28 protein-coding genes and 2 pseudogenes are annotated in these 23,863 nt (G+C 71.7%); 9 read left to right on the top strand and 21 right to left on the bottom strand.

Annotated elements, in window-relative coordinates; genetic code table 11:
• Positions 1 to 9 precede the first annotated feature (9 nt).
• The 3 genes from B4U46_RS22715 to B4U46_RS22705 form a co-directional block, all read right to left on the bottom strand.
• Positions 10 to 1,635 (bottom strand): cytochrome b, encoded by a 1,626-nt coding sequence (locus B4U46_RS22715; protein WP_237293078.1) that lies wholly within the window; start codon positions 1,633 to 1,635, stop codon positions 10 to 12.
• A 109-nt stretch (positions 1,636 to 1,744) separates the two neighbouring features.
• Positions 1,745 to 2,056, bottom strand: a complete 312-nt coding sequence (locus B4U46_RS22710) for a hypothetical protein (protein ID WP_237293076.1) — start codon at positions 2,054 to 2,056, stop codon at positions 1,745 to 1,747.
• Positions 2,057 to 2,340: 284 nt separating this feature from the next.
• A complete protein-coding gene (locus B4U46_RS22705) occupies positions 2,341 to 2,643 on the bottom strand; it encodes a putative quinol monooxygenase (protein ID WP_079429539.1) in 303 nt (100 codons plus the stop codon).
• A gap of 68 nt (positions 2,644 to 2,711) precedes the next feature.
• Between B4U46_RS22705 and B4U46_RS22700 the strand changes: the two genes are divergently transcribed.
• From B4U46_RS22700 to B4U46_RS22690, 3 genes are all read left to right on the top strand, one after another.
• Positions 2,712 to 3,131, top strand: coding sequence for a helix-turn-helix transcriptional regulator (locus tag B4U46_RS22700; RefSeq protein WP_079429538.1), 420 nt, complete (start codon positions 2,712 to 2,714; stop codon positions 3,129 to 3,131).
• Between the two features lie 10 nt (positions 3,132 to 3,141).
• Complete coding sequence (locus B4U46_RS22695) at positions 3,142 to 3,555, top strand: VOC family protein (protein WP_079429537.1); 414 nt, start codon at positions 3,142 to 3,144, stop codon at positions 3,553 to 3,555.
• A gap of 268 nt (positions 3,556 to 3,823) precedes the next feature.
• Complete coding sequence (locus tag B4U46_RS22690; RefSeq protein WP_079429536.1) at positions 3,824 to 4,984, top strand: TIGR03118 family protein; 1,161 nt, start codon at positions 3,824 to 3,826, stop codon at positions 4,982 to 4,984.
• A 47-nt stretch (positions 4,985 to 5,031) separates the two neighbouring features.
• On the opposite strand, the gene B4U46_RS22685 is transcribed toward B4U46_RS22690, so the two are convergent.
• Positions 5,032 to 5,529, bottom strand: coding sequence for an ATP-binding protein (locus tag B4U46_RS22685; protein ID WP_079429535.1), 498 nt, complete (start codon positions 5,527 to 5,529; stop codon positions 5,032 to 5,034).
• Between the two features lie 249 nt (positions 5,530 to 5,778).
• Here B4U46_RS22685 and B4U46_RS22680 point away from each other — a divergent pair, with 249 nt between their 5' ends.
• The 6 genes from B4U46_RS22680 (at position 5,779) to B4U46_RS22660 (ending at position 10,949) form a co-directional block, all read left to right on the top strand.
• Positions 5,779 to 6,630, top strand: coding sequence for a helix-turn-helix domain-containing protein (locus B4U46_RS22680; protein WP_079429534.1), 852 nt, complete (start codon positions 5,779 to 5,781; stop codon positions 6,628 to 6,630).
• A 12-nt stretch (positions 6,631 to 6,642) separates the two neighbouring features.
• Entirely contained in the window at positions 6,643 to 6,846 is a 204-nt protein-coding gene (locus tag B4U46_RS22675; protein ID WP_079429533.1) for a hypothetical protein, read from the top strand.
• 91 nt (positions 6,847 to 6,937) lie between these two features.
• A complete protein-coding gene (locus B4U46_RS37505; RefSeq protein WP_159402116.1) occupies positions 6,938 to 7,111 on the top strand; it encodes a hypothetical protein in 174 nt (57 codons plus the stop codon).
• A 128-nt stretch (positions 7,112 to 7,239) separates the two neighbouring features.
• Positions 7,240 to 7,620, top strand: coding sequence for a hypothetical protein (locus B4U46_RS22670; protein WP_079429532.1), 381 nt, complete (start codon positions 7,240 to 7,242; stop codon positions 7,618 to 7,620).
• A gap of 9 nt (positions 7,621 to 7,629) precedes the next feature.
• Entirely contained in the window at positions 7,630 to 9,906 is a 2,277-nt protein-coding gene (locus B4U46_RS22665; RefSeq protein WP_199848305.1) for a DUF6571 family protein, read from the top strand.
• A gap of 5 nt (positions 9,907 to 9,911) precedes the next feature.
• The gene (locus B4U46_RS22660) at positions 9,912 to 10,949 is read left to right on the top strand and encodes a hypothetical protein (protein ID WP_079429531.1); all 1,038 of its coding nucleotides are present in this window, start codon (positions 9,912 to 9,914) and stop codon (positions 10,947 to 10,949) included.
• 14 nt (positions 10,950 to 10,963) lie between these two features.
• Here B4U46_RS22660 and B4U46_RS22655 read toward each other — a convergent pair whose 3' ends face one another.
• The 17 genes and pseudogenes from B4U46_RS22655 to B4U46_RS22575 all read right to left on the bottom strand — a co-directional run bounded on the left by B4U46_RS22655 (position 10,964) and on the right by B4U46_RS22575 (position 23,863).
• On the bottom strand, positions 10,964 to 11,689 hold the full coding sequence (locus tag B4U46_RS22655; protein ID WP_079429530.1) for a helix-turn-helix transcriptional regulator: 726 nt from the start codon (positions 11,687 to 11,689) through the stop codon (positions 10,964 to 10,966).
• Positions 11,690 to 11,699: 10 nt separating this feature from the next.
• The gene (locus B4U46_RS22650) at positions 11,700 to 12,740 is read right to left on the bottom strand and encodes an alpha/beta hydrolase (protein WP_079429529.1); all 1,041 of its coding nucleotides are present in this window, start codon (positions 12,738 to 12,740) and stop codon (positions 11,700 to 11,702) included.
• 59 nt (positions 12,741 to 12,799) lie between these two features.
• Positions 12,800 to 13,351 (bottom strand): annotated as a pseudogene (cpt, locus tag B4U46_RS22645) (chloramphenicol phosphotransferase CPT).
• Between the two features lie 111 nt (positions 13,352 to 13,462).
• Positions 13,463 to 13,855, bottom strand: a pseudogene (locus B4U46_RS22640) (GNAT family N-acetyltransferase); the annotation flags it as partial.
• Between the two features lie 58 nt (positions 13,856 to 13,913).
• Positions 13,914 to 14,291 carry a hypothetical protein gene (locus B4U46_RS22635; RefSeq protein ID WP_237293074.1) on the bottom strand — a complete coding sequence of 126 codons (378 nt, stop codon included), beginning with the start codon at positions 14,289 to 14,291 and terminating at the stop codon, positions 13,914 to 13,916.
• On the bottom strand, positions 14,288 to 14,791 hold the full coding sequence (locus B4U46_RS22630) for a DUF6232 family protein (RefSeq protein ID WP_237293073.1): 504 nt from the start codon (positions 14,789 to 14,791) through the stop codon (positions 14,288 to 14,290). Before B4U46_RS22630 ends, B4U46_RS22635 begins: the two co-directional genes overlap by 4 nt.
• 231 nt (positions 14,792 to 15,022) lie before the next feature.
• On the bottom strand, positions 15,023 to 15,982 hold the full coding sequence (locus B4U46_RS22625; protein ID WP_079429528.1) for an aminoglycoside phosphotransferase family protein: 960 nt from the start codon (positions 15,980 to 15,982) through the stop codon (positions 15,023 to 15,025).
• Between the two features lie 36 nt (positions 15,983 to 16,018).
• Entirely contained in the window at positions 16,019 to 16,666 is a 648-nt protein-coding gene (locus B4U46_RS22620; protein ID WP_079429527.1) for an OmpA family protein, read from the bottom strand.
• Between the two features lie 4 nt (positions 16,667 to 16,670).
• Complete coding sequence (locus tag B4U46_RS22615; protein WP_237293072.1) at positions 16,671 to 17,198, bottom strand: hypothetical protein; 528 nt, start codon at positions 17,196 to 17,198, stop codon at positions 16,671 to 16,673.
• 90 nt (positions 17,199 to 17,288) lie between these two features.
• Positions 17,289 to 17,933 carry a pilus assembly protein TadG-related protein gene (locus B4U46_RS22610; protein ID WP_257790364.1) on the bottom strand — a complete coding sequence of 215 codons (645 nt, stop codon included), beginning with the start codon at positions 17,931 to 17,933 and terminating at the stop codon, positions 17,289 to 17,291.
• Between the two features lie 2 nt (positions 17,934 to 17,935).
• Complete coding sequence (locus B4U46_RS22605) at positions 17,936 to 18,184, bottom strand: hypothetical protein (protein WP_079429525.1); 249 nt, start codon at positions 18,182 to 18,184, stop codon at positions 17,936 to 17,938.
• 110 nt (positions 18,185 to 18,294) lie between these two features.
• The gene (locus B4U46_RS22600; RefSeq protein WP_079429524.1) at positions 18,295 to 18,981 is read right to left on the bottom strand and encodes a response regulator; all 687 of its coding nucleotides are present in this window, start codon (positions 18,979 to 18,981) and stop codon (positions 18,295 to 18,297) included.
• The gene (locus B4U46_RS22595; protein ID WP_079429523.1) at positions 18,981 to 20,126 is read right to left on the bottom strand and encodes a sensor histidine kinase; all 1,146 of its coding nucleotides are present in this window, start codon (positions 20,124 to 20,126) and stop codon (positions 18,981 to 18,983) included. The genes B4U46_RS22600 and B4U46_RS22595 overlap by 1 nt, the downstream gene beginning before the upstream one ends.
• Before the next feature lies 1 nt (position 20,127).
• On the bottom strand, positions 20,128 to 21,018 hold the full coding sequence (locus tag B4U46_RS22590; protein WP_079431920.1) for a DUF5936 domain-containing protein: 891 nt from the start codon (positions 21,016 to 21,018) through the stop codon (positions 20,128 to 20,130).
• Between the two features lie 30 nt (positions 21,019 to 21,048).
• The gene (locus tag B4U46_RS22585) at positions 21,049 to 21,987 is read right to left on the bottom strand and encodes a type II secretion system F family protein (RefSeq protein WP_079429522.1); all 939 of its coding nucleotides are present in this window, start codon (positions 21,985 to 21,987) and stop codon (positions 21,049 to 21,051) included.
• Positions 21,984 to 23,330, bottom strand: a complete 1,347-nt coding sequence (locus tag B4U46_RS22580; protein ID WP_079429521.1) for a CpaF family protein — start codon at positions 23,328 to 23,330, stop codon at positions 21,984 to 21,986. Before B4U46_RS22580 ends, B4U46_RS22585 begins: the two co-directional genes overlap by 4 nt.
• The gene (locus tag B4U46_RS22575; protein ID WP_079429520.1) at positions 23,327 to 23,863 is read right to left on the bottom strand and encodes a TadE/TadG family type IV pilus assembly protein; all 537 of its coding nucleotides are present in this window, start codon (positions 23,861 to 23,863) and stop codon (positions 23,327 to 23,329) included. The genes B4U46_RS22580 and B4U46_RS22575 overlap by 4 nt, the downstream gene beginning before the upstream one ends.

The raw sequence follows: 23,863 nt of genomic DNA, 5'->3' as shown, positions 1-23,863 counted from the left end.
CGGCCGCGTCTACCGCCCGGACGGCCGGTCCGGGCCGGCCGTGACCTCGGCGATCTCCGCGTGCTGCTCGGGGGTCAGCGGGTACGGGACGCGGTCGCGGTAGTACCAGGAGCTGACGGCCGCCCGGACCCGCTTCAGCGCCCGCTGCGGCAGGGGGCGGGTCGGGTCGTGGTCGTCCTGCAGCGGCCGGGGCTGCTCCCCGACCAGCATCACGTACCGCTCGTCGGCCGGCAGGGCCCGGGACTCGGGATGGAAGCCGCCCTCGACGCCCTGGCGCACCAGGCCCGTTTCCTCGCCCCCGGTCAGCAGCTCCCGCTCCTGGTCCTGGAGGGCCAGGCACAGCCGCCGGGTGAGCCAGAAGACCACCGCCGGCACCACGAAGAACGCGGCGCGCAGGGTCCAGGTCAGCTCCGGCAGGGGCACGGCGAAGATGAACGCGAGGACGTCCTGGGCCCCGGCCAGCAGGAGCACGGCGTACCAGGCGAGGGCCGCCGCGCCCAGCCCCGTGCGGACGGGCCGGTCACGGGGCCGGTCGCACAGGTGCCGCTCCCCGGTGTCGCCCGTGATCCAGCGCTCGAAGAAGGGATAGGCGTACAGCACGGTGAAGAACGCGCCGGGCAGCAGGACGGCCGCCACGAACGGGTTCCACACCACCGTGTGCCCCCACAGCCGGGTCTCGGTCCCGGGCATCAGCCGCAGGGAGCCCTCCAGGAAGCCGATGTACCAGTCGGGCTGGGAGCCGGTGGAGACCAGGTCGGGGCGGTAGGGCCCGTACATCCAGATGGGGTTGACCTGCGCGACCGCGGCGAGGCCGGCGAGGAGGCCGAAGACGAGCAGGAACAGCCCGCCCGACTTGGCCAGGTACTGCGGGAAGAAGGGCAGGCCGACGACGTTGCGGCCGGTACGGCCGGGTCCGGGCCAGTGGGTGTGCTTGAGGTGGACGACCAGCAGCAGGTGCACGGTGATCAGGCCCAGCAGCAGGCCGGGCACCAGCAGGATGTGCACGGGGTAGAGCCGGGGGACGATGTCGAGGCCCGGGAACTCGCCGCCGAAGGCGAAGAAGGCCAGGTAGGTGCCGACGACCGGCACCGACATCACGATGCCCTGCGCGATGCGCAGCCCGGTACCGGACAGCAGGTCGTCGGGGAGGGAGTAGCCGGCGAAGCCCTCCAGCGTGGACAGAGCGAACAGGGTGACGCCGATCGTCCAGTTGAGCTCGCGGGGGCGGCGGAAGGCCCCGGTGAGGAAGACGCGCAGCAGGTGGGCGCCGATGGCGGCGAGGAAGACGATCGCCGCCCAGTGGTGGACCTGCCGGATCAGCAGCCCGCCGCGGACGTCGAAGCTGATGCGGAGGGTGGAGAGGTAGGCCTGCGACATCCGCACGCCGCGCAGCGGCCCGTACGCGCCGTGGTAGACGCTCTCGCGCATGGAGGGGTCGAAGAAGAAGGACAGGTACACCCCGGTCAGCAGCAGGACGACGAAGCTGTAGAGGGCGAGCTCGCCGAGCAGGAACGACCAGTGGTCGGGGAAGACCTTCCGCACCGCCCCCTTGGCGATCTCACCCAGCGGCAGCCGCGCGTCCAGGGCCTCGGCACCGCGCACCACCGCCCGTGTCCTCCGCTTGGAACCCGGCACCGGCGTGCCCCTCCTGATCGTCGGGCGCGTACGCCGTGCCACGCTACCGAACCGGGGCAGGAGGGGGCAGAACAGACACGACCCCCATGTGGGTGCGGGGTACGCCGCCTCAGCTGCCGAAGAACACTTCCCGCCAGACCCAGCCCGCTTCGAGGACCGTCCGCTGCAGGGGGCCCGTCATGTCGCGCGAGTCGTAGCGGAAGGACTCGACCAGGCGCCGCCGCCCGTCGGGTCCCTTCTTGAACTGCCACCGCCGGGCGACCGTGCGGCCTGCCCCGCGGGCGTACTGCTTGCTCCCGCCCTCGTACGACACCCTGCCCCACTGCTCCGTGATCACTTCGACCTCACGGCGCGCCGGAAGCAGCCGCATCCGCACCTTGACGGTGAGCTCCAGTTCCGGGATCCGGTGTTCCGCCACCACGTCGGCCCTCTCCTTGGGAAAGCCCTGACGGAGACGGAACGGGGCGTCCGGTCCCCGCGACGCGAACAGGGCCTCCCGGAGCTCGGCGGCGGGCACGGCCCTGACCCCGTCAGCGGGGTGCTTGGTGCCCGTGAACCTGTCCCACAGCCGCCCCACCGTCAGCCCTCCGCCCCGGTCCGCGCGCGCACCGTGCGCACCGCGCGCACGGCGTCTCGCCGGATGGCGTTGATCATATGCATCGAGATCGCCGCCGAACCCTCGAACGGGCCGGCAGTCGGGCGGATTCAGGCCGGCAGGGCTGTGGTCAGTTCCAGGAGCTGGGCCGGGCCCGCGCGGAAGGCGGGGGCGGCGGCGTCGGCCTCGATCATGTGGGGGGTGGCGTCGTGGGCGGCCAGGGCGGCCTTCGAGGTCCACTCCTCGATCAGGACGAAGCGGTCCGGGTCGTCCGCCACCCCGTGGAGGTCGTACCGCAGGCACCCCTCCTCCGCCCGGACCAGCGGCGCGAGGCGCTCGTACGCCTCCCGCTGCTCCCGGCCGCGGCCGGGGAGGGTGGTGATCAGGACGAGGAGTTTCACGGGCTGCGGCATGCGGCGCAGCCTAGGCGCCCAAGATCGGCTCGGGCAGGCCGATTTCGCCCTGTGAGATGGTGGGGGCCATGAACCTGGAGGACCTCGTCCGGCTCCGCCGGGCCCGTGACGCGATGGACCGCGACTACGCAGAGCCGCTGGACGTCCCCGCCCTGGCGCGCATCGCCCTGATGTCGGTCGGCCACTTCCAGCGCAGCTTCCGCGCCGCCTACGGCGAGACCCCCTACGGCTACCTCATGACCCGCCGCATCGAACGGGCCAAGGCCCTGCTGCGGCGCGGCGACCTGTCGGTGACGGAGGTCTGCTTCGAGGTCGGCTGTACGTCGCTGGGCTCGTTCAGCTCCCGTTTCACCGAGCTGGTCGGCGAGAGCCCGAGCGCCTACCGGGCCCGCGACCACGGCGCGGGCGCCGCCATCCCCGCCTGCATCGCCAAGATCCACACCCGGCCGGTCAGGAACGGAGAAGCCAAACCGGACGGCCGCCCGTAGGGTCGAAGCCATGGGAATCAAGCTTTCGCAGTGCTTCATCGCCGTCGACGACCACGACAAGGCCATCCCCTTCTACCGGGACGTCCTGGGCCTGGAGGTCCGCAACGACGTCGGGTACGAGAACATGCGCTGGGTGACCGTCGGCTCGCCCTCGCAGGACGTGGAGATCGTCCTGGAGCCTCCGCTCGCCGACCCGAACGCCACCCCCGCCGACCGCCAGGCCGTCGCGGAGCTGATGGCCAAGGGCATGCTGCGCGGGGTCATCTTCACCACCGACGACGTCGACGCCACCTTCGAGCGGATCCGCGCGGCGGGCGCCGACGTCCTCCAGGAGCCGATGGACCAGCCGTACGGGGTCCGCGACTGCGCCTTCCGCGACCCGGCGGGGAACATGCTGCGCTTCAACCAGCCCCGCAAGGCCTGACCCGCCCCGGGGCGGCCCTCCCCCGGGGCGAAGGGCCGCGTCGGCGATGGCGGGCGGGTAGACCTGGGGTAGACGACGACGCCGTGGGCGTCGTCGTCGGCGCGGAGCCGGTACTGCGATGCCGTGCACCGCACCCTGCCATCGGCTGGTTGGGCGCAGCCCATTCGAGGGGAGCGCACCGGGCTTCGCGTGTCGGGCGGGACGCCCGCGCGCCCTCCCACTGTGATGTCTGCGACCGGTTCGTCCCCGCTGGAAGTGGAGCATCCGCATGCCCCAGCCCGTCTCGTCCCGCCGCCGCCCCCGCCCCCTGAGCACGCGCCTGGTGGCGGCCGCGCTGACCCTCGGCACCGTCGGCGCCCTCGCCGCCGCCGCACCGCCCGTGCCCGGGGACCCGCATCCCAGCAAGGACCGCGGGTTCCGGGAGGTCGACCTCGTCTCCGACATCCCGGGCAGGGCGCAGGCGACCGATCCGCACCTGGCCAACCCGTGGGGCCTGGTGACCAACCGCTCCGGACAGATCCTGGTCTCGGACAACCACAGCGACTCGGCCACGACGTACTCGGGCGGCCAGAAGGGGAAGCCCGTCAAGATCCTGTCCCGCGTGGTGTCCTTCCCCACGGACGGCGCGCCCACCGGGGTCGTGCGCAACGACGGGGACGACTTCGAGTTCAGCGACTCCGGGAAGAGCGGCCCGGCCCGCTTCATCTTCGCGGGGGAGCACGGCGACCTGTTCGCGTACAACCCGGAGGTGAACCCGACGAACGCGATCCCAGTCGCCCACGAGGACAGCGGCAGCGAGACCGCCATCTTCAAGGGGCTGGAGCTGGTCCGCGAGAAGAAGGACGACCACGGCCGCGAGCACGGAGAGCCGAGGCTGCTCGTCGCCAACTTCCGTGACGCGCGCATCGACGTCTTCGACGAGGACTTCGGCCTCCTCCCGCCCGACGGGGCGTTCCAGGACCCCTCCCTTCCCGCCGGCTACGCGCCGTTCAACGTCAAGGAGATCGGCTCCAAGGTGTTCGTCACGTACGCCTTGCAGGACGACGAGAAGGAGGACGACGTCCCCGGCGCGGGCCACGGGTTCATCGACGTGTTCAGCAAGCAGGGGAAGCTGCTGGAGCGCTTCGTGAGCGGGGGCGTCCTCAACTCGCCGTGGGGCCTGGAAGTGGCGCCCAAGGGGTTCGGGAAGTTCGCCGGCGACCTGCTCGTCGGCAACTTCGGAGACGGCCGCATCAACGCCTTCGACCTGCACACGGGCAAGTTCAAGGGGACCGTGAAGGACCGCGACGGCCACCCGATCTCGATCCCCGGCCTGTGGGGGCTCAAGCGCGGCACGGACGAGTCCGGCGGCCGGGAAGCCGTCTGGTTCGCGGCGGGGATCAACGATGAGGAGAACGGCCTCCTCGGAGTCCTGCGCGCCGAACACTGACCGCCCCTGCTGCACCCCGGCCCCGCCGTCTCCCCGGCGGGGCCGTTCTACTCCCCGGGCCGCAGGGGCAGCGTGGCCCAGGTACGGGTCCCCCCGCCGGGTTCGCGGGAGGGCCCGACGCCCCATTCCCCGCCGTGGTCCCGGACGAGCGCGGAGAAGACGCGGAGGGTGGCCCGCCGGCGCGCCTCGCACAGTGCCGCCAGCCGGGGGTGGCCGTGGGTGGGGTGGCCGTCGTAGACGATCAGGCGGAGGGCGTCGTCACGGTGGCGGAGCGAGAGGTACAGCTCCCCGTTCGGGTCCATCCGCCAGGCGGAGCCCATGAGTTCGGAGGCGGCCTGGACGGCGGTGGGCGCGAGGGGGTCGAGCGCGTAGGCGTGCAGGGCGGCCCGCACCGCCTGCCGGGCGATACCGGCCGACCGGGCGGAGGCGGGCAGGGTCATGCTGCACGAAAGCCCGTCCGGCGGGGCCGGCTGCGGGGGGCCGTCGGGGGCGACGGGGCAGGCGGTGGGGGCGCCGAAGAAGGGCGCGTTGAAGGGGGTGAGCATGTTCGGCTCCCAAGTCGTCTGGATGGACGGCGAATTGGCGTAGGAAGCTCGACGCGCACGGATGGCTCACGCGGTATGGGGAGGTGGCCCGTCGCCGAGGCCGAGGCATGCTGCGGCGATGCACTTCGACTCCCCTGGGTGAGCGGTGCGCTACCCAATGTAGGGCAGCAGGGGGATCGGGTGCCACCAGCTGGAGGCAATTGCCCCCTCAATGGACCGTGCACGTCTGTGCGCGGCAGACTGACCCGCATGCCAACCAGAGCGACGCCCACCGTTCGACAGCAGCGTCTCGGCGCCGAACTGCGCAAGATGCGGATGGCTGCGGACGCGACGACCGATTACGCCGGCGGCCTGCTGGGCCTGGACCGGACGAAGGTCTCCAACATGGAGGCTGGAGTCCGAGCGACGTCACCCGAGCGCGTCCGCATACTGGCCAGCAACTACGAGTGCCCGGACGACGCTTACGTCGAGGCGCTGGCAGAAATGGCCGGGAACCGGACCCGCGGCTGGTGGGAACAGTACCGGGGGACATTGCCACACGGGCTGCTGGACGTTGCCGAACTCGAATGGCACGCGACGCGCCTGCGGACCATGCAGACCGTGCACCTGCCCGGACTGCTCCAGCTGAGCGGCTACGCCCGCGCGGTGTTCGCCTCGGCGATCCCAGCCCTCCCCACGTCCGAGATCGAACTCCGGATCACGCAACGCATGCAGCGTCAGCGGGTGCTGGAGCGGGAAGCGCCGGTGCAGTACACGGCGTACGTGCACGAACTGGCACTGCGCATGCAGTTCGGCGGGCGCCGCACGACGCGTGAACAGCTTGAGCACCTGTGCGCCATGTCCGAGCGGGAGCACATCGCCCTGCACGTACTCCCCGTCGAAGTCGGGGAGTTCCCTGGGGCAGGCCACGCAGTGATGTACGCGCACGGGCCGGTCCCCCAGTTGGACACCGTCCAGCTCGACTCGGCGCACGGACCGGAATTCACTCACGCCCCTGCGCAACTCGCCAAATACGACGCGCACATGAACTGGATGGCCGAGCGTACGCTCGATGCTCAAGGCTCCAGGGACCTCATCCATGCCATCGCCCGCGAACTCTGAGGAGCCACGCCTATGCCGGACATCGCCTGGGAAGAGCCGTACTGCGCCGAGGGCAACAACTGCTACCGGATCGGCGTGGACAGCGACGGGAACAGCTATATCGCCGTAGCCGGACAAGAAGACCGTCCCCTCACCGACAGCCGCGCAGCGCTATCGGCCCTCATCCGGGACATCAAGGCCGGCAAGGCCGATCACCTCCTCCACCCGGACGGCTGACGACACACCCCGCCCCGGGCCGACATGCCCGACCGAAACCTCCCATTTCGCTAGCTTTTCGCATCATCCGCTTCTCTCGGAAGAAGACATGATGCGCCAGCCCGCCCCGTTCACCACGCGCGGCCGCATCGCGTGGTGGACCGCCCTCCTGACCGCACTCGTCGCCACCTGGCTCCTGCCGACCGCCCACGCACACGCACACCCCGCCGCCCCGCCCGGACAGCACGCAGGATCCGGCCCCCACCCCGCCCACGGCGGCAGCTGACCCGCCCCGAGCCGTCAAGATCCCGGACCCCTGTCCCTGGATCTTGACGGCTTCTTTCCCCGTTCCTCATGGATCACGGACGCGCCGCCGTTCTACGATCACGGTCCACCGCACGGGAGGGCAGGGACATGCCAGGGGAACGGGACGGCCAGGACCGGTTACGCCCGGGAGGACCGGGAGGCTCGGCGGATTTCGCCTCCACACCCTCCCAGAAGGCGGACGCCGCGAACGCCATCGAGACCGAGCTGCAGCCGAACACCAAGAAGGCCGCCGAACACGCGGACGAGGCCACCGCCACGGCGGTGAAGACGTTCGCGGGCTGGGACACCGCCGCAGGTCTGAAAAAGGTGGCGGACACCTGGGACCAGCAAGTCAAGGTACTGATGGGCCGGCTCGCCTCGGAGAAGAGCTCACTGCGCGGCGCCTCGGGGCTCTTCGCGCGCAACGACATCGCCACGGGTGACGGCTTCCGGGCGATCGCTCCGCCGTCGAAGCTCAACGAGCTCTAGGGGGAACGGGTGCTGACGTACCACCAGGTGCTGACGACCGACCTGACCCAGCTGACCACAGCCGCCGACAAATGGGACGCCATGGCGGAGGAGCTGAAGAAGGTCGAGGGCCGCTACGGCGACAGCGTCCAGAAGATCACCATGGGCCCCGACTGGCTCGGCGCCAGCGCCCTCGTCGCCCACGACAGCTTCACCGGTACCCGCTACGAATACTCCGCCGCGCAGATCCAGGCCAAGGCGATCGCCGGCCTGTTGCGCGACGCCCACGAGCAGTTCACCGACCTGAGGAACAGGGTCGAGAGCGCCCGGGACAAGGCGGTCCAGGCAGGCATGACCGTCTCGGAGGGGGGCCAGGTCGCCTTCGACTTCTCCAGGCTCACCCCCGCCGAGCGCAGCGCCTACCACCACGACCCGGACGGCGAGGCCTCCATACGCAAGGCCGTCACCGAATGGCAGCAGCGCATCGACGACGGGGTGAAGGCCGTCTCGGAGGCCGACCAGGGCGTCAAGATCGCCCTCGACGCGGTGGTGGTCGACAGCAACAAGGACGCTTTCGGCGGCGACCAGACCTCCCACGGCTTCAACGCCGACGCCCAAGGGGACATCGAGGTCTACGAGGCCCGCAACGCCCAGTCCATCGCCACCCGCATCAACAGCGGCGGGAACGTTTCCGCGGCCGAGTACGCCGAGCTGGACCGTTCCTTCCGCGACAACGCCAAGAGCCAGGAGTTCAGCCAGACCTTCCTCAACGGAATGGGCGCGGAGAACACCCTGAAGCTCGCGAACAAGCTGAACGACCACGCGTACGGCGACGACAAGGGCAACAAGCAGCGCTACCTGGACGTGGAGAAGGGCCTCGCGAACTCCCTGTCGAACGCGATGCAGGACCCCAGGTCCGCGTTCTACCAGGACTTCAGGACGCAGCTGAAGCACACCGGTGCGCAGCAGTTCGATCTGAAGCAGATCGGCGACAGCCCTCAGATCGGCACAGGCCACGGGCAGAAGGTTCGCGGCTACCAGAGCCTGGTCACCCTCATGCAAAACGGTGATGGCTACTCGGCACCGTTCATGCGCGATCTGGCCGACGACATCCGCACGGCCGAGGACAAGAAGCGCGGCGGCAACCCGGACGTCTGGGATCTGACGAGTGACTTCAGCGGCAGGAACAAGGGTTGGTTCGCCAATGACCCGCTCGACGGGCTGCTCGGCATCATGTCCAAGGACCCGGCGGCCGCCGCCTCCTATCTCGACCCGGGACCGGACGGAAAGAACGACAATCTCCCCTACCTGCTGAAGGACCGCGACTGGAACCACGTCGACACCACGACCTGGACGGGCAACATCGAGCGCACGGGCAGCGACACCTTCGACAAGGACGTCCGCGCGGGGCTGGGACTCGCCCTGGAAGCGGCCACGACGGGCCATCCCGCCGCTTCTCCCGGCACCGAGCTCGGCCGGCACTCCGAGGCCGAGGCCCGGATCATGCACGACACGGTCAACCTGCTCGACTACGGCGACGCCAACGGAAAGGACGACAAAGGCCACTTGAAGGGCCAGGCCGACAATGTCCTGAAGAGCGCCGAGTACGCGAACCTACGCGGCCCGCTCGCCCGCGCCCTGTCCTCGTACTCCCCCGACATCGTGGACATCATCGCGGGCGACGGGCCCGGCGGCCTGGTCGGCGCACACGACGCACGCGCGGACGGTGACCACTCCCAGATCCAGAACAGCAGGAGCAGCCTCCTCCGCGTCCTGCGCGGCGCGTCCGAGGATCCGGAGAACTACTTCCTCCTGCACGAGTCCGAGCGGCGCTACATGGCGGAGCAGATCACCACGGAGAACCTGTCCGACCCCGAGGCGGTCAAGAACCGCGCGGCGAAGATCGGTGAGGTCAACGGCGCGATCAATGCGATCGGCGGCGATGTCCACCTGAGCGAACGCGACCTGAAGGTGAGCACCAGCACCGACCAGCGCGTGTACGGGTACCACGTCATCGGCGGAGCCGTCACCGGCCTTCCGGTCGTCGGTGACCTGGCCCAACGCGTCGTCGACGGATGCTGGAACGAATGGCTCAAGGGAGTCACTGCCGAGGAGGGCCTGCTCGCCCGCGAACGGATCAGCTCCGGGAACGACAGCGCCCAGCAGGACCTCAACCAGTTCTTCAAGAGCTGGGGCGACAAGACCCAGCAGCCGAACACCATGGTCGAGGCCGCTCAGCGGGAAGCCCGGCAGAGCTACACCAGCGGCCGGGAGAGCGCCTACGACGCCCTGCGAGACCGAAAGTGACGCCCATGTCCGATCACACCCCGCGAAGGCGCCGGCGACCGCTGTTCGCCGCGCTGGCCGGGGCCTTGGCTCTGACGGCCGGCGCCGGGCTGCTCCTCCGGTCGGACACCGACGTGCTCGGCCAGGACCGCTTCTGCAAGGGCGCCCTCGACTCCGCCGAGGCAAGAGCGGCGCTCGCCGGACCCGGGCGGCTGGAGCAGGGCCACGGCTACGATGCCCGGGATCCGTACTACTCCTTCTCGTGCACCGTCCAGCGCGCCGACGGGCTGCTCGGCGCGGGACGGCCGCGGATGACGGCCGAACTTTCCTTCGACGAGGCCGACTTCGCCTTCTCGGGGTCGCCGCTGTGGAAGAACGCCTCGGCCGGCTCCTACTTCGTGGGCGGAGCAACCGGGGCGGCCTCCGGGACGCAGGCCTGGGTGCTGCTGCCCAGCGGTTGCACCTACGAACTCCGGCCGGGCCTCCGGCACAGCCAGGTACCCGTACTCAAGCTCGCCATGACCAGGGGCAGGGGGGAGCCCGTCGCGCTGGCGAAGGTCGCCATGAGCGCGGCGCGGCACGTCGCGGAGGGCCTGGGCTGCCAGGACACCGGCATGCTCAACACCCCCGCGCGCCTTCAGGGGCCGGTCGACGCCGACGATCCGGCGAACACCTGCGAGGTGCCCGGCTTCAGGTTGCCGCAGGCCGCTCTCCTCCCGGGGAAGGCGGAGCAGGGCCCCTCCCGGGTCACCGGCCGCGGCTCGCGGACCCGGGCGTGCGAGGTGCAGCTGCGCGGCCCCGGTGAGCCCCGGATCACCCTGACGGTCAGCGACGACCCCGTGCTGGCCCGGGGGGTCCGCCGCGACACGACGGCCACGGCCGACAACAGGCGGACCGTGGTCGCCTGCCCCTCCGGGGACCTGTACGTCGGCATGAGCCACAACGACGCCTACGGAGACCTGCTCCTGGACAAGGGGGTCGACGCGTCCGGCAGGGCGCTCTCCGCGATCTTCGACGCCTTCTACCAGGCCGTGCTACGGGACCGCGGGTGCAGAACCGGCTGACAATACGACGCCCTTCATCTCACGGAACCAGAGGCGCGCGGACTCCCGTCCAGCGCGGCCGGCGGGGTCGCGGTGGCGGCCGCCGAGCCGCGGAGGAGGGTGGTCAGGTCGTGGGGGCGGGCCGGTTCGTCGGTCGGGGTGGCTTCCGTGATGCGGTCCAGGCGGAAGCCGCGGCCCGCCCGGCGGGTGCGGCACCAGGCGATGAGGTACCAGTGGCCCCCGGCGGTGAGCAGGCCGGCCGGTTCCACGGCGCGTTCGCTGGCGCGGCCGGTCGCGTCGGCGTACGAGAGCCGTAGGGCGGTGCCGTCGGTGAGGGCCCGTTCCACCGCGTCGCGGACCGTCCGCCGCGTCCGGGACGGGAGGGCGACGATCCGGGCGGCGAGGGTTTCGGCCGCCGCGGCGGCGGGGCCGGTCATCGAGGCGAGGAGCTTCTGGTACGCCGCACGGGCGGCGGCCGCGTAGGGGGTTCCCGCGGTGGCGAGCGCGGCGGCCAGGGCCGCGGCCTCGTCGGCGGTGAAGTGGACGGGGGGCAGGGTCATCGCCGGGTCGACCGTCCAGCCGCCGCCCCGCCCGAGGGTGGTGCGGACGGGGACGCCGGAGTCCATCAGTGCCTGGAGGTCGCGCTGCACCGTCCGCGTACTGACCTCGAACCGGGCGGCGAGGGCGGCGACCGGACGGGGGCGGGGCGCCGCGGCGCGCAGCTCCTCCACCAGGGCGTAGAGGCGGGTGGTGCGGTCCATGGGGCCGACGCTACCGGGGTGTGGTGGCGGCCAGGAACTCCCGTTCGCGCGCGAGCTCCCGTTCGGTGATGGTGAGGGGGAAGAGGGTGAACCCGTGCATCGCGCCTGCCACGACACCGAGTTGGACGGGCGCGCCCGCTGCCTGCCAGCGCCGGGCGAGGAAGAGGGAGTCGTCCAGGAGCGGGTCCTGCGTGCCGACGACGATACGGGCGGGCGGCAGGCCGGTCAGGTCGGCGTAGAGCGGCGAGAGCTGGGGGTCGCGGCGCTGCTGCGGGTCGGTGCCGGGCGAGAAGAGCTCGTAACTGCCGTGGAGGGATTCGGTGTTGCTGAGGAGCGGGCGGGGGCCGAAGGAGCGCTGGCTCGGGGTCATGGAGAGGTCGTAGGGGCCGTAGAGGAGGTGTGCGGCGCGGAAGGCCCCGGAGATGCCGTGGCGGTCGCGGAGGCGCAGCAGGGTCAGGACGGCGAGGTGGGCGCCGGCGGACTCGCCGCCGATGAGGAGGCGGTCGGTCCCGAACTCGGCGGCGGCGTGCGCGACGAGCCAGCGGGCGACGGCCTCGCAGTCGTCGGGCCCGGCGGGGAAGGGGTGTTCGGGTGCGAGCCGGTAGTCCACGCTCACCACGGCGAGCCGGGCCTCTTCAGCGATCCGCCGGAGCCGCTCGTCCTGACCGTCGGCGGAGCCGAAGGACCAGCCGCCGCCGTGGATGTGCAGATACACCCCGCGGGCCCGGCCGCCGCCGTCCGGGTCCGCGCCCGCGCCCGCGCCCGGCATGAAGGTCCGCACCCGTACCCCGCCCGCGACCGTACGGTCCCGCCCCTGGGGCAGCCGCACGGGCGGCGCGTCCCCCGCGAGCCGGTTGCGGCGCAGGAGGGCGAGGAGGGCCGCGTCCGGGGCGGCCCCGCGGGCGGGGCGGCTCGCCGCTTCGACCTCGAAACGCGCATTGAAGGCGAGGGTCTCGGCGAGGCAGTCCTCGTCGGTGAGGGGGAGGGTCGCGGTCGGATTCGAGGCCTTCGTCGTCTTCGTCTTCGCCGTCTTCGTCTTCGTCTTCGTCATGCGTCGAGGTTCGCAATGGTGCGCGACAGCCCTGTGTCACCCTTTCCAGGTGACCCGCGTCACACGTCACGCGGCTCCTGGGCGTGCGTGTCCCGGATGTGCGCGGCGATGGCGCGGGCGCAGGTCAGGGATTCGGTGTGGGTGGTGTCGACCTCCAGGTCGTAGGCCACGCCCCGGTGGACCGTCTCGGCCTGGGCCGCGGCCATCCCCGAGGGCCGGTCGCCGCGGGCGATCTCACGGGCCGCGGCGACCTCGGCGTCGCAGCGGATGCCGACCCACAGGACGTCCAGCCCTTCCAGCGCCTTCCGCCAGCGCCGCTGGGACTCCGGGCCGCCGAGGAAGACGTCGTCCACGACGATCCGGGCCCCGGCGCGGGCCATGGCGGCGATCCCGTCGGCCCAGGCGGCGTCGAGGGTGCGGAACGCCTCGCCGACGACGACCTCGCCGCCCTCGGCGAAGCCGATCCCCGCCTCCGACGCCCGGAGGGAGGGCGGCATGGCGTCGACCAGCGTGTCCACGCCGAGGGCCAGCCAGGGGCCGGGCAGGACGGCCTACAGGCACCGCACGATCCCGGACTTGCCGGAGCTGGAACCACCGTTGAGGACGATCACCCGGGTGTCGGGCGTCGCGGCGGCGACGGGCGGGGCGGTCGTCAGGAAGCGCAGTTCGGGGCGTTCCCAGGTGACCTTCGGCGGCGAAGGGGCGACCGTTCCGACGCGCTCGGCGCCCAGACGCCGGTAGAACGCCTCGGCCGGCGGGTGCGACACGACCCGCACGTGTGCGAGGCCCGCCCTCCGCGCCCGGTCGAGCATGTGCTCCACGAGCAGCCGCCCGACCCCGGCCCCCTGCGTCGCGTCGGCCACGAAGGCCAGGTCGAGTTCGGCCTGTTCCGGCAGGAGGGCGTAGAAGCCCAGGATCGAGCCGCCGCCGTCGCCCTCGCCGGGCGGCCTGACGGCGGCGAAGACCTCGTGCCGGTCGATGTAGTCGGCCGTCACCCGGTACCCGGCGATGATCGTGGCGTACTGACCCGAGTAGGCGCCCGACTGCTGCACGAGTGCGGTGAGGGCCTCGGCGTCATGTGCGGTGGCGCGCCTGATCGTTATGGACTGTGACATGCGCCGGAGTATAGGGGTCCTATGACCATGTGACCATTACATTTCGAGGGGTGCGCAGTCAGCCGCCGAGGAGGGCGAGGAGCCTGTTCACCGCTTCCGCCGCGGGCTGGCCCACCGCGCCGACGGCGGCCGCGATCTGGGCGAGGCGGGCCAGGACGAGGCCGCGCTGGGGGAGGGCCGCGGGGTCCGAGGTGAGCGCGGGCAGGGCCTGTTCGACGGCCCGGTCCTGGTCGGGCGTGAGGTGGGGGCGCAGCTCCCCGAGGAGGCGGACCAGTTCCTCGACGGTGGCACGGAGTTCGGTGTCGTGGGCGGTCGGGTCGCCGATGGTGCCGTAGTTGATGCCGACGTTGCCCTGGCCGTCGTTCATGTTGACCACGGGGGCGTAGTAGTTGGTGTTCGTGCTGGTGTTCGCATTGGTGGTCGGAGTGTCACTCACAGCCTGATCCCCGTGTTCCCGCTGCCGCCGTTCATGTTGACGACGGGGCCGAAGTGGTTCGTGTTGCTGCTGTTGAACTGGTTGACGATCGCGGTGAATTCGGCCTCCGGGTGGTTGATGGCGTACACGACCTGCCCGGCGATCTTCCGCAGCTCTTCCATGTTCGGCAGGGTCACGACCACCGCGGAGCCGCCGGCCATCTCGATGGCCAGTACCGGCCTGGCGGGGGCGAACAGGGCCCGGAAGGCGGCGATGACGAGGGTGCCCAGGACGAGCACCGGCAGGGTGGTTTCGAACCCCATCGTGCGCAGGTCGCCCCCGCCGGCGTATGCGGCGCTGCCGTAGACCAGGAGGGCGACGGTGCCGGCCGTCCACATCAGCGTGCGGAGGAAGATCGCGCCCCGCCTGGGCTTGAGCCGGAAGGCGTCGACCCAGGTGATGTTGTGCAGCGGGATGGCCGCCGTGCCCACCCGCAGCATCCGGCCGCTGACCCGGATCACCAGCCGGCGCCCTTCCCGGGCCGGGGACTCCTCCGGCGGACGGGGCCGGGAAGGCGTGGGGGGTGGTGACTGCGGTGGCGGTGGCGGTGGCGGTGGTCCTCCGGCGCTTCCTGTGGAGTCCATGCGCTCCCCCGTGGTGTCGCGAACCCGACCCTCAGATGGCTGGAACACCATTAAGCGCTCGCGCGGGGGCGGGGAGGCAGACGAGATACAGCCAATTCGGCGTGCGGATCAGGGGCGGGGATGGGGACGGGGGCCGCGTTCGGTGAGCAGTGCCGCCAGGGCGTCGGCGAACCGGGTGAGCCGGTCCAGGCGCGGCCCGCTGCGGGCGATGCGGAAGCCGTGGCGGCGTCCCCAGAGCGCCGCCTGGACGGCGTGGTACTGCGCCCAGCGCTGCACGCGCTCGCGGTCGAGTTCCGCGGACTCGGCGAACACGTCCAGGATCCGGTGCACGGCCTTGCGCGGGTCGTCGGCTTCGATGAGCGTGAGCGCGCGCGACTTCAGCAGGGTGCCGCCGTCGTACGCGGGGTCGCCCGCGTAGCCCTTGGGGTCCACGGCCAGCCACGGCTCGCGGTCGGCGCGCAGGATGTTCCCGGCGTGGAGGTCGCCGTGGACGAGGGTGTCCGGCTGGGCGGGGCCCAGTTCCCGGACGGTGGCCACGGCGGCGTCCAGCACCCCGGGCGGCAGGGCGTGCGGGAGCTCGGCGGCGTCCGCGCGCAGCTGCTCCTCCCAGGCGCCGGCCTGCTCGCGCAGCCGGGGCAGGCCGGGCGGGGCGGGGACGGCGAGGCGGTGGTTGAGGCGGCCGGCGACCGTGACGAGCTCGTCGCCGTCCTCGACGTCCGCCAGGGTCGACGGGCGGGCCCGCTCCAGCAGCATCGCGAACCGGGCGTCGTCACGTTCCAGCAGGTGGACGGCGCCGCGGCCGCGCCAGGCGGTGAAGGCGTCGGGTTCGTGGACGTTGCCCGGGTGCGGGAACGACACCTTGAGGACGGCCGGGCCGGCGGGCTGCCGGCGCCGCTGCACGGGGACGATGACGCCGACGCCGCCGTGGGTGACCTCGCCGTCGGGGGCGCAGTCCCAGCGTGCGAGCAGTTCCTCCACGATCCCGGGGAGCCGGGCGAGCCATTCGGCTCCGGGGTCGCCCTCGCGGGCGATGGTGCCCCGGGCGAAGGCCTGCGGCGGTTCGATCATCCCTCTACGGTAGCGCCGGGCTCGATGGGCGCGCCGTTATCCGGCTGCGCCGCGGGGGAAGGTGATCTCGACGCGGCGGTTCTTCTTGCGGCCTTCCTCGGTGCTGTTGTCGGCGATCGGGTAGTCCTCGCTGTAGCCGCGGACGTCGTAGGTGACGCCGGGGTTGGTGACGGTCTTGGCGAGTTCCGCCTGGACGGCGTCGGCGCGCTGCTTGGAGAGTTCCTTGCCGTGTTCGTAGCTGCCCTGGTCGTCGGTGAAGCCGAAGACCCGGATGCGGGTGGCTTTCTGGGTGTTGATCTCCTGCGCGATGGCCTGGATGCGGGCGGCGGCCTGGGCGTTGAAGACGGCGCTGTTCTCGGGGAAGAGGACCTCGGACTGGAGGGCCATCATGACGTTCTGGTTGGTCTCCTGCCGGCGCTGCTCGCCGCCGAGGTCTTCGACGACCTCCACCAGATCCAGGATCTTGGGCGGTGCGAGGGTCCCCCCCTGTGGAAGCTTCAACCCGGGCGACTTGGCATCGATGGGCAGAGGAGCATTCGCGGACGGCTCCGTGCCCGGCGGGACCGATGGTTTGACGTCGTCGGCACGCGCGACGGTAACCCCCAGGAGCTGGGCACCTGCTGCAACAAGTCCGGCGACTGCAACAGCCGCCGCCACACGGTGCCGGCCGGCGATATGGGTCATTACGTCACCCCGAGATCTTGATGGTGGCCGTGGCGAACGTGGGAATGCCGAATTCAACCTCGCTGGTGCCGACAGGCGGAGCCGGGAACTGAGCGAAGAACGGGACGGACTCTCCCGGCCCGATTCGGGTGATGCCGACTGTGCAGGAGCATCGGCCCTCGGTATCACGCAGGACGTAGTAGCGCTTCTTGCCCACCTTGTCGACCAGCGTGGCACCAGCGACCGAGGCGGCGCTGGCGCTCCGCTCATCACCACGCCAGGCCGCTGTCTCGACGAAAGCCTGCGTGCCGCCGTTCTTGATCTGCCCGCTGACGGTGACGTAGTTTCCGGCGTCCCGGACTGCCGAGTTGATCTCCAGGGTGATGCTTGCCGGACCCTTGGCCGTGGCGATGACTTCCACGGGGCCGGGCGTCTTGCTGCCGCTGGGCGCTGCGGATTGCGAACCACCGGCTGACTGTCCTTGCGCTCCGGCCGGCTTCTGTTGTGGCTTCACCTCTTCGGTGCCGCCGCATCCGGTCAGCATCAGCGCCATGACCGCAGCCGCTGCAACAGTCGCTCCCCCACGCACCTTTGCCATGTGCCGAATGCCCATCTGTGACGCTTCCTTGTCTTTCGTTCCTGGTCAGCCGACGAGACGCACGCTGAAGAGCTTCCTGCCCAGTTCCCGGAGAGATCCCGGTTTCATCGGATCAAACTTGATCGGGCCACCCTTGTCGCAGGTGAATGTGACCGGGGAGGCCGCCGTAGCGGTCGGCATGGGCTCTGGTGTACCTCCCCCCACAGATGCGGTGGGCGTGGGGCTCGGGGAGGCCACCTCGCCGAGGTGGCATCTCGACTCGACCAAGGCCGTGGCCGTTGCCGTGCCGTGCATGCTGTTGGTGCCCGGAATCACCGAATCGCCGACCGTCCTGTTGCTCTGCACCTTGACGGTGAACCGGGGAGGGGCCGCCTCGCACTGGGCCGTGGCGTCGTTGCGCGCAGCGAATGCGTCAGCCTCGGCACAGGCTCCCCCAGCCTTGAGGTAATCCGCGTCCGCGATCTTCTTCCAGTCTTCGGGCTTCAGCGCCGCGAGATCGAGGTCGAAGAGCACCGTGTCCCTGGCCTCACGCGCAGCCGCCAGGGCAGCTGCGTCCGCAGCGCCTTGAGCATCGCTACGCGTCACAGCCGCCTGCCCCACAACGAAGAATGCGAGCGCGGCGAAGAGCAGGCCGGCCACCACGACCACGTAGAACGGGAAGGCCTGCCCTCGATCGTGTGGCTGGCGCAATATCAGCCGCCGGCTTTGATGTCCTCGACGGCCTTGGCGATCTTGTTCGTAATGGCCGTACCGATGCCGGAGCCGACGATCGCGCCGATGATCACCACGACCACCAGGATGATGCCCAGGTACTCGAACGCGGTCTGCCCCCGGTCGAGGTTCGAGTAGCGCTTGCGGATGCGGGACACCGCTGTGTCCGTCCAGCCGGTCAGGCGGAGCTTCGCCTCGACCGACGCCTTCAGCAGCGAGTTGTGTGACATGGGGGTTCCCTCCCGTACCGGTGCCGCTGTCGATTTGCGGACCGTACGGGGAGTGAGCGGTCGTCACCAAGGGTCCCGGGGCCCAATTACGGACCCACTGCGCACCGCGTCTACCCACGTCCACTCACCCCCGGGCGGGCGGTTCCCAGCCAGTGGGCTATCGCTTCGCTGCGGCTCGTGCTCTGGAGCTTGGCGAAGATGCGGTTGATGTGGTTCTTCACCGTCTTCTCGCTGATGAAGCACGCCGCCGCGATCTGCTGGTTGCTCATCCCGGACGCGATCAAGTCCATGATCTCCACCTCCCTCGAACTCAAGCCGAAGAGAACGGAGTTGTGCAGCCTCTCTGGAGACTGTGCCACAGTTCGTTGCGGTTGCGAAGAGGTGCGGAGGCTCGCGAGGAGGGTGTCCGCCGCCGTTGGCGTGAAGTGGGGGCGGCCCTCGCGGACGTCGTGGACCGCTCTCACCAGGTCCTCCGGCGTGAACTCGCCGTGGACCAGGTAGCCGCCCGCGCCCAGCAGGAGCGATTCCCGGACGATTTCCGGCTCCCGGCTGTACGTGAGCATCAGCACCGGCGCCAGCCGCACCAGGTGCGGCAGGGCCGAGATGCCGTCCACGCCCGGCATGCGGACGTCGAGGAGGATCAGGTCGGGGGCGTGGCGGCGGGTCAGGCTCAGGGCCTCGCGGCCGTCGGCGGCCTCGGCGGCCACCTCGATGCCGTCCGCCGCCGCCAGCAGCGCGGCCAGGCCGGCCCGTACGACCGGGTTGTCGTCGGCGATCAGGACGCGGAGGCCGGGCATCAGGGGCTCCCTTCCAGCGGGAGGGTCAGGTGGATCCGGGTCCCCCTGCTCCCGTCCGGGCGGGGGCCCAGGCGGAGGTCGGCGCCGATCGCCGCCGCGCGTTCCCGCATGCCGAGGAGCCCGTAGTGGCCCGGGGCGGCGGGGGGCGTGCCCCCGGCGGGGAGGCCGCGGCCGTCGTCGGTCACGGTGAGGGTGAGGTGGGTGGGGGTGGTCGTCGCCGTGACGGTGACCCGGGTGGCTCGCGCGTGGCGGCGGGCGTTCTCCAGGGCTTCCGAGGCGATGGACAGGAGGTGGCGGGCCACGGGGGCGGGGAGCGCGGGGAGGGGGGCCGGGGCGTGGACCGTCGTGCCGGGGCCGGCCAGGCGGTGGAGGGCCGGGAGGAGGGGGACGGGCGGGAGGGGCTCGCGGAGGTCCGTGAGGAGGGCGCGGGACTCCGTCACCGCGCGGCGGGCCGCCACCGCCAGGAGGGCGGACTGGACGCGGATGGCCGCCGGGTCCTCGGTGCGGGTCAGGGCGTCGGCCGTCAGGGCCAGGCCGTGCAGGGTCTTGGACACCGAGTCGTGCATCTCCCGGGCCAGCCGGTCGCGTTCGCCGCGGATCGCCTCCGCCACCGCCAGCTGCGCCCGGGCTTCGGTGAGCCGGACCAGGAAGTCGCGGACGGAGGAGCCCGCCGCGCCCGACAGGACGCACAGGAGGGACAGGACCAGCCCCCCGCCGAGCGCCGCCACCACCGCCGTCTGCACCGCCGCGTACACGGCCGAGCCCCGCCAGCCGTAGACCAGGCCGGCCAGCAGCGGGGTGCCGAGGGCCACCAGGCCCAGCGGGGAGGCGGGGCCGGCGGTGATGAGGAGGAGGGTGCCCAGGGCCATGTCGGCCGCGAGCAGCCAGCGGTGGCGCAGGAGCAGGGGACCGCAGCGCTCCCAGTCGCGGAAGAGGGCGTACGAGAGCATGAAGGTGAACACCACCGCCCCGGACACCAGGTACGCCGGACCGCCGGGGGCGGTGTGCGACAGGGCCAGGGGGGCGCCCAGGGGGATCATCACCAGGCGCAGGGCGAAGACCTGGCGGCACAAGGACTGCAGGGCGTTCGCGCGCAGGCGCAGCGGGGAGCCGGCGGCGGGGAGGGTGGTCAGGGGCAGCGCCATGTCAGCCACCGCCCAGCAGGGCGCCGAAGTCGACGTTCGCTCCGTAGACGAACCCGCAGACCAGGAGGATCAGGGTCCCCGGGAGCATGAACATGGTGACCGCGAAGGTGGCCTTGGGGACGGCGCGGGCGGCCCGGCGGCGGGCGTTCTGGGCGTCCGTGCGGCGCATGTCCTCGGCGATGGCGATGAGGGTGTCCACGATCGGGGAGCCGAGTTCCTCGCCCTGCTGGAGGGCGGTGACGAACTGGGCGACCTGCTCGCTGTCGTTGCGGCGGCGCAGTTCGTCGAAGGCCTGGCGGCGGCTGACGCCCATGTCCATCTGCTGGAGGGTGATGCGGACCTCGTCCGCCCAGGGGCCCTCGTACTTGGCCGCCACCCGTTCCAGCGCCTGCCGGAAGCCGAGTCCGGCGCTGACGACGACCGCGAGGACGTCGAGGAAGTCGGGGAGGGTGCGCTCGATGTCGTCGCGGCGGACCCGGATCGCCGACCACAGGCCCGCCTCGATCCAGAACAGTCCGAACGCGACCATCAGGAGGGCGACGACCAGCTGGCCGTTGAGGAGCATGGCGAAGGCGCCGAGGCCGCCGAGGAAGCCGTAGACCGCGCGCCGGGCCGCGTACCGGTCGATGGTCAGGCCGGCCGGATTGCCGGCCCGGTCGATCTGGGCGCGTTTGCGCGCCACCCGCGTGGGGCCCATCAGGCGCAGGACGAGGGGTGCCCAGCGGATGCCGAGGCGGTCGACCACCGAGCCGACGGCCGTCGTGCGGGAGGAGCCGACCTCCAGGGCGAGGGCGAGGTCGGTGGGGAGTTCCACGTCGGCGCGGTAGAGGCGGATGCCGTGGAGGATGCCGAAGACCGCGAGGCCCGTCACGGCGGCCAGGAGGAGGGGCAGGTAGGGGGTCATGGTGGCGTCGTCCTCCCGTCAGACGTCGATCTTCGACAGGCGGCGGATGAGGACGAAGCCGAGCGTGAACAGGCCGAGGGCGATCAGGACGGCGGTCTGCCCGATCAGGGCGCCGGTCATGCGGTCCAGCGCGCCCGGCATCATCATGTCGACCAGGAGGAGTGAGCCCAGGCCGATCGCCGGGACGAGGTAGGCGGTGACCGTCACCTGGGAGAGCTGCGTACGGATCTCCCGGCGCGTCTCCTTGCGCTGCTCCAGGGTCACCACCAGGTTGCGCAGGCTCCCGACGATGGCGCCGCCCGCCCGTGCCGAGAGGACCAGGGTGGAGACGAGGACGACCAGTTCCCGGGAGGGCAGCCGCTCCACGATCTCCCCCAGCGCCTCCTCGATGGAGTGACCGACCGCGAGCCGGTCCGCGACCCGGGACAGCTCCTCCCCCGCCGGGGCCTCCAGCTCCTCGGCCGCGATCCCGATGGCCGTGCGCAGGGCGAGCCCGGCCTGGGTGGCGTTCGCGAGGATCCGGGCGAGCTCCGGCAGCTGGTTGATGAACCGCTCGGTGCGGCGGGCCCGCTGCCAGTTGAGGAAGGCGTTCGCCGCCCACAGGCCGATCAGGCCGGCGACGGGGCCGAAGAAGGGCGCCAGGAGGGCGGCGGAGACCAGCCAGACGCCGGCGACCGCCATCAGCATGTACGCGAAGAACTCGCCCGGGGTGAGGTCGAGGCCGGTGGTCGCCAGCTTCACCTCGATGCGCCGGCCGAGCTTCGTGCGGCGCAGCCGCCGGTCGACGCCCGGGAAGCGGCGCCGGCGGCCAGCGGGCTCCGGGGCGCCTTCGGCGGCGAGGCGTTCGACGAGGGCGGCGCGCTGGGCGAGGCCGGCTGAATACGCGTGCACCCCGAGGGACACGAACAGTCCGGCCAGCAGGGTGGCGCCGAGGGTGAGGAGGACGAGGTTGGTCACAGGAGGGTCCGGGAGGTCAGCGGGTCGAAGTGGTCCTCGGGCGGGGCCACTCCGAAGGCCTGGGGGATCGGCTGGTTGTTCATGTAGAGGCGCTCCGCGATCCGGCGCGGGAGGGGGGCGTAGGCGAAGTAGCCGTGCACGCGCCCGTCGGCGGCCATGGGCTGGGCGACGTACCGGCAGACCGTGGTGATCCGGAACGGTTCGCGGCCGTGGGATTCGAGGACGGAGATCTCGGTGACGCGGCGCGAGCCGTCCCCGAAACGGGTGAGCTGGACGATGACGTTGACGGCGCTGTTGATCTGGTCCTGGAGCGCTTCGAAGGGGATCTCGACCTCCGACATGGAGGCGAGGGTCTGCAGGCGCATCAGGGCGTCCTGGGAGCTGTTGGCGTGGACGGTGGCGAGGGAGCCGTCGTGGCCGGTGGACATGGCCTGGAGCATGTCGAGGGTCTCGCCGCCGCGGACCTCGCCGACGATGATGCGGTCGGGGCGCATGCGCAGGGAGTTGCGCACGAGGTCGCGGATGGTGATCTGGCCCTTGCCCTCGACGTTCGCGGGGCGGGATTCGAGGCGGATGACGTGGGCCTGCTGGAGCTGGAGTTCGGCGGAGTCCTCGATGGTGATGACGCGCTCGCCCTCGGGGATCAGGCCGGAGAGGGCGTTGAGGAGGGTGGTCTTCCCGGTGCCGGTGGCGCCGGAGACGATCAGGTTCATCCGTGCCTGGACCATCCCGGACAGCAGGAGGAGCATCTGCTCGTCCAGGGAGCCGAGGGCGATCATCTCCTGGAGGGTGAAGGCGCGCGGGAAGCGGCGGATGGTGAGGGTCGCGCCGGTGAGGGACAGCGGCGGGATGATGACGTTGACGCGCTCACCGCTGGGCAGGCGGGCGTCGACCATCGGGTTGGCCTCGTCCACGCGGCGGTTGACGGTGGAGACGATGCGCTCGATGGTCTGCATCAGCTGCTCGTGCGAGGCGAAGCGGATCGGCAGCTGCTCGACCCGGCCGGAGCGCTCCACGAAGATCTGGTCGGGGCCGTTGACCATGATCTCGGAGATGGACGCGTCCTCCAGGAGCGGTTCGAGCACGCCGAGGCCCAGGGCCTCGTCCACGACGCGGCGGATCAGCTGGGCGCGTTCGGCGGTGGAGAGGACGGGGCCCTCGCGGCTGATGATGTGGCCGAGGACGCGCTCCAGGCGGGCCCGGCGCTCGGCGGGGGCGAGGGCGGACATCTCGGCGAGGTCGATCTCCTCCAGCAGCTTGGCGCGGTAGGAGGAGACGAGCCGGCCGTCCTCGCGGGGGCTGTGGCGGTCGTCGGGGGTGCTGACCCGGGAACGCAGGCTCATGGGCGGGCTCCGCTCGGTCCGGACGGGGCGTCGTTGGGCATGACGGCGGTGGCCTTGGCTTCGTCGATCTTCAGTCCGGGCACGATGCTGTTGATCTTGATGGTCACGGTGGCGGTGACCGCGTCGGCGTCCTTGCTGACCGTCACGACGGGGGCGAGGCCCCCGCGGACGGCCGCCGCGCCCGCCGCTTCCCCGCCCGAGCCCTTGCGGGCCTCCACGCGGGCCGCCGTACGGGCGGCGGTGTCGGCCTGTTCGTGGACGTACGCGATCCAGCCCAGCTGGATCCCGCACAGCGCGACGAACAGCAGGATCGGGATGAAGCCGATGTACTCCAGGGCCACCTGGCCCCGGTCGTCGCGCAGGATCGGGCCGCGGCGGGGCGGCGGCCACGCGGGCCCGCCCGCGCGGGGCACGGGCGTGCCGCCAGGCTGGGCGGGCGGGGCGGCGGGCCGGGCGGGCGTGCCGGCGGGCCGGGCGGGCGGGCCGCCGGGCCGGGCGGGGCGGCCCGGTCGCTGGTGGGGGCGGCGGGGCAT

It is taken from the genome of Streptomyces katrae (assembly GCF_002028425.1).
Lineage (GTDB): Bacteria > Actinomycetota > Actinomycetes > Streptomycetales > Streptomycetaceae > Streptomyces > Streptomyces katrae_A.
The sequence above is the reverse complement of the archived record's forward strand: the minus strand, read 5'-3'. Positions and strand labels throughout refer to the sequence as shown.

Coding starts and splice junctions, on each gene's coding strand:
- B4U46_RS22700 (WP_079429538.1), top strand. CDS start 2,712: ATGAACCTGGAGGACCTCGTCCGGCTCCGCCGGGCCCGTGACGCGATG.
- B4U46_RS22575 (WP_079429520.1), bottom strand. CDS start 23,863: ATGCCCCGCCGCCCCCACCAGCGACCGGGCCGCCCCGCCCGGCCCGGC.
- B4U46_RS22650 (WP_079429529.1), bottom strand. CDS start 12,740: ATGACGAAGACGAAGACGAAGACGGCGAAGACGAAGACGACGAAGGCC.
- B4U46_RS37505 (WP_159402116.1), top strand. CDS start 6,938: ATGCGCCAGCCCGCCCCGTTCACCACGCGCGGCCGCATCGCGTGGTGG.
- B4U46_RS22595 (WP_079429523.1), bottom strand. CDS start 20,126: ATGGCGCTGCCCCTGACCACCCTCCCCGCCGCCGGCTCCCCGCTGCGC.
- B4U46_RS22690 (WP_079429536.1), top strand. CDS start 3,824: ATGCCCCAGCCCGTCTCGTCCCGCCGCCGCCCCCGCCCCCTGAGCACG.
- B4U46_RS22675 (WP_079429533.1), top strand. CDS start 6,643: ATGCCGGACATCGCCTGGGAAGAGCCGTACTGCGCCGAGGGCAACAAC.
- B4U46_RS22605 (WP_079429525.1), bottom strand. CDS start 18,184: ATGTCACACAACTCGCTGCTGAAGGCGTCGGTCGAGGCGAAGCTCCGC.
- B4U46_RS22680 (WP_079429534.1), top strand. CDS start 5,779: ATGCCAACCAGAGCGACGCCCACCGTTCGACAGCAGCGTCTCGGCGCC.
- B4U46_RS22600 (WP_079429524.1), bottom strand. CDS start 18,981: ATGCCCGGCCTCCGCGTCCTGATCGCCGACGACAACCCGGTCGTACGG.
- B4U46_RS22695 (WP_079429537.1), top strand. CDS start 3,142: ATGGGAATCAAGCTTTCGCAGTGCTTCATCGCCGTCGACGACCACGAC.
- B4U46_RS22620 (WP_079429527.1), bottom strand. CDS start 16,666: ATGACCCATATCGCCGGCCGGCACCGTGTGGCGGCGGCTGTTGCAGTC.
- B4U46_RS22705 (WP_079429539.1), bottom strand. CDS start 2,643: ATGCCGCAGCCCGTGAAACTCCTCGTCCTGATCACCACCCTCCCCGGC.
- B4U46_RS22625 (WP_079429528.1), bottom strand. CDS start 15,982: ATGATCGAACCGCCGCAGGCCTTCGCCCGGGGCACCATCGCCCGCGAG.
- B4U46_RS22580 (WP_079429521.1), bottom strand. CDS start 23,330: ATGAGCCTGCGTTCCCGGGTCAGCACCCCCGACGACCGCCACAGCCCC.
- B4U46_RS22660 (WP_079429531.1), top strand. CDS start 9,912: ATGTCCGATCACACCCCGCGAAGGCGCCGGCGACCGCTGTTCGCCGCG.
- B4U46_RS22615 (WP_237293072.1), bottom strand. CDS start 17,198: ATGGCGCTGATGCTGACCGGATGCGGCGGCACCGAAGAGGTGAAGCCA.
- B4U46_RS22685 (WP_079429535.1), bottom strand. CDS start 5,529: ATGCTCACCCCCTTCAACGCGCCCTTCTTCGGCGCCCCCACCGCCTGC.
- B4U46_RS22655 (WP_079429530.1), bottom strand. CDS start 11,689: ATGGACCGCACCACCCGCCTCTACGCCCTGGTGGAGGAGCTGCGCGCC.
- B4U46_RS22670 (WP_079429532.1), top strand. CDS start 7,240: ATGCCAGGGGAACGGGACGGCCAGGACCGGTTACGCCCGGGAGGACCG.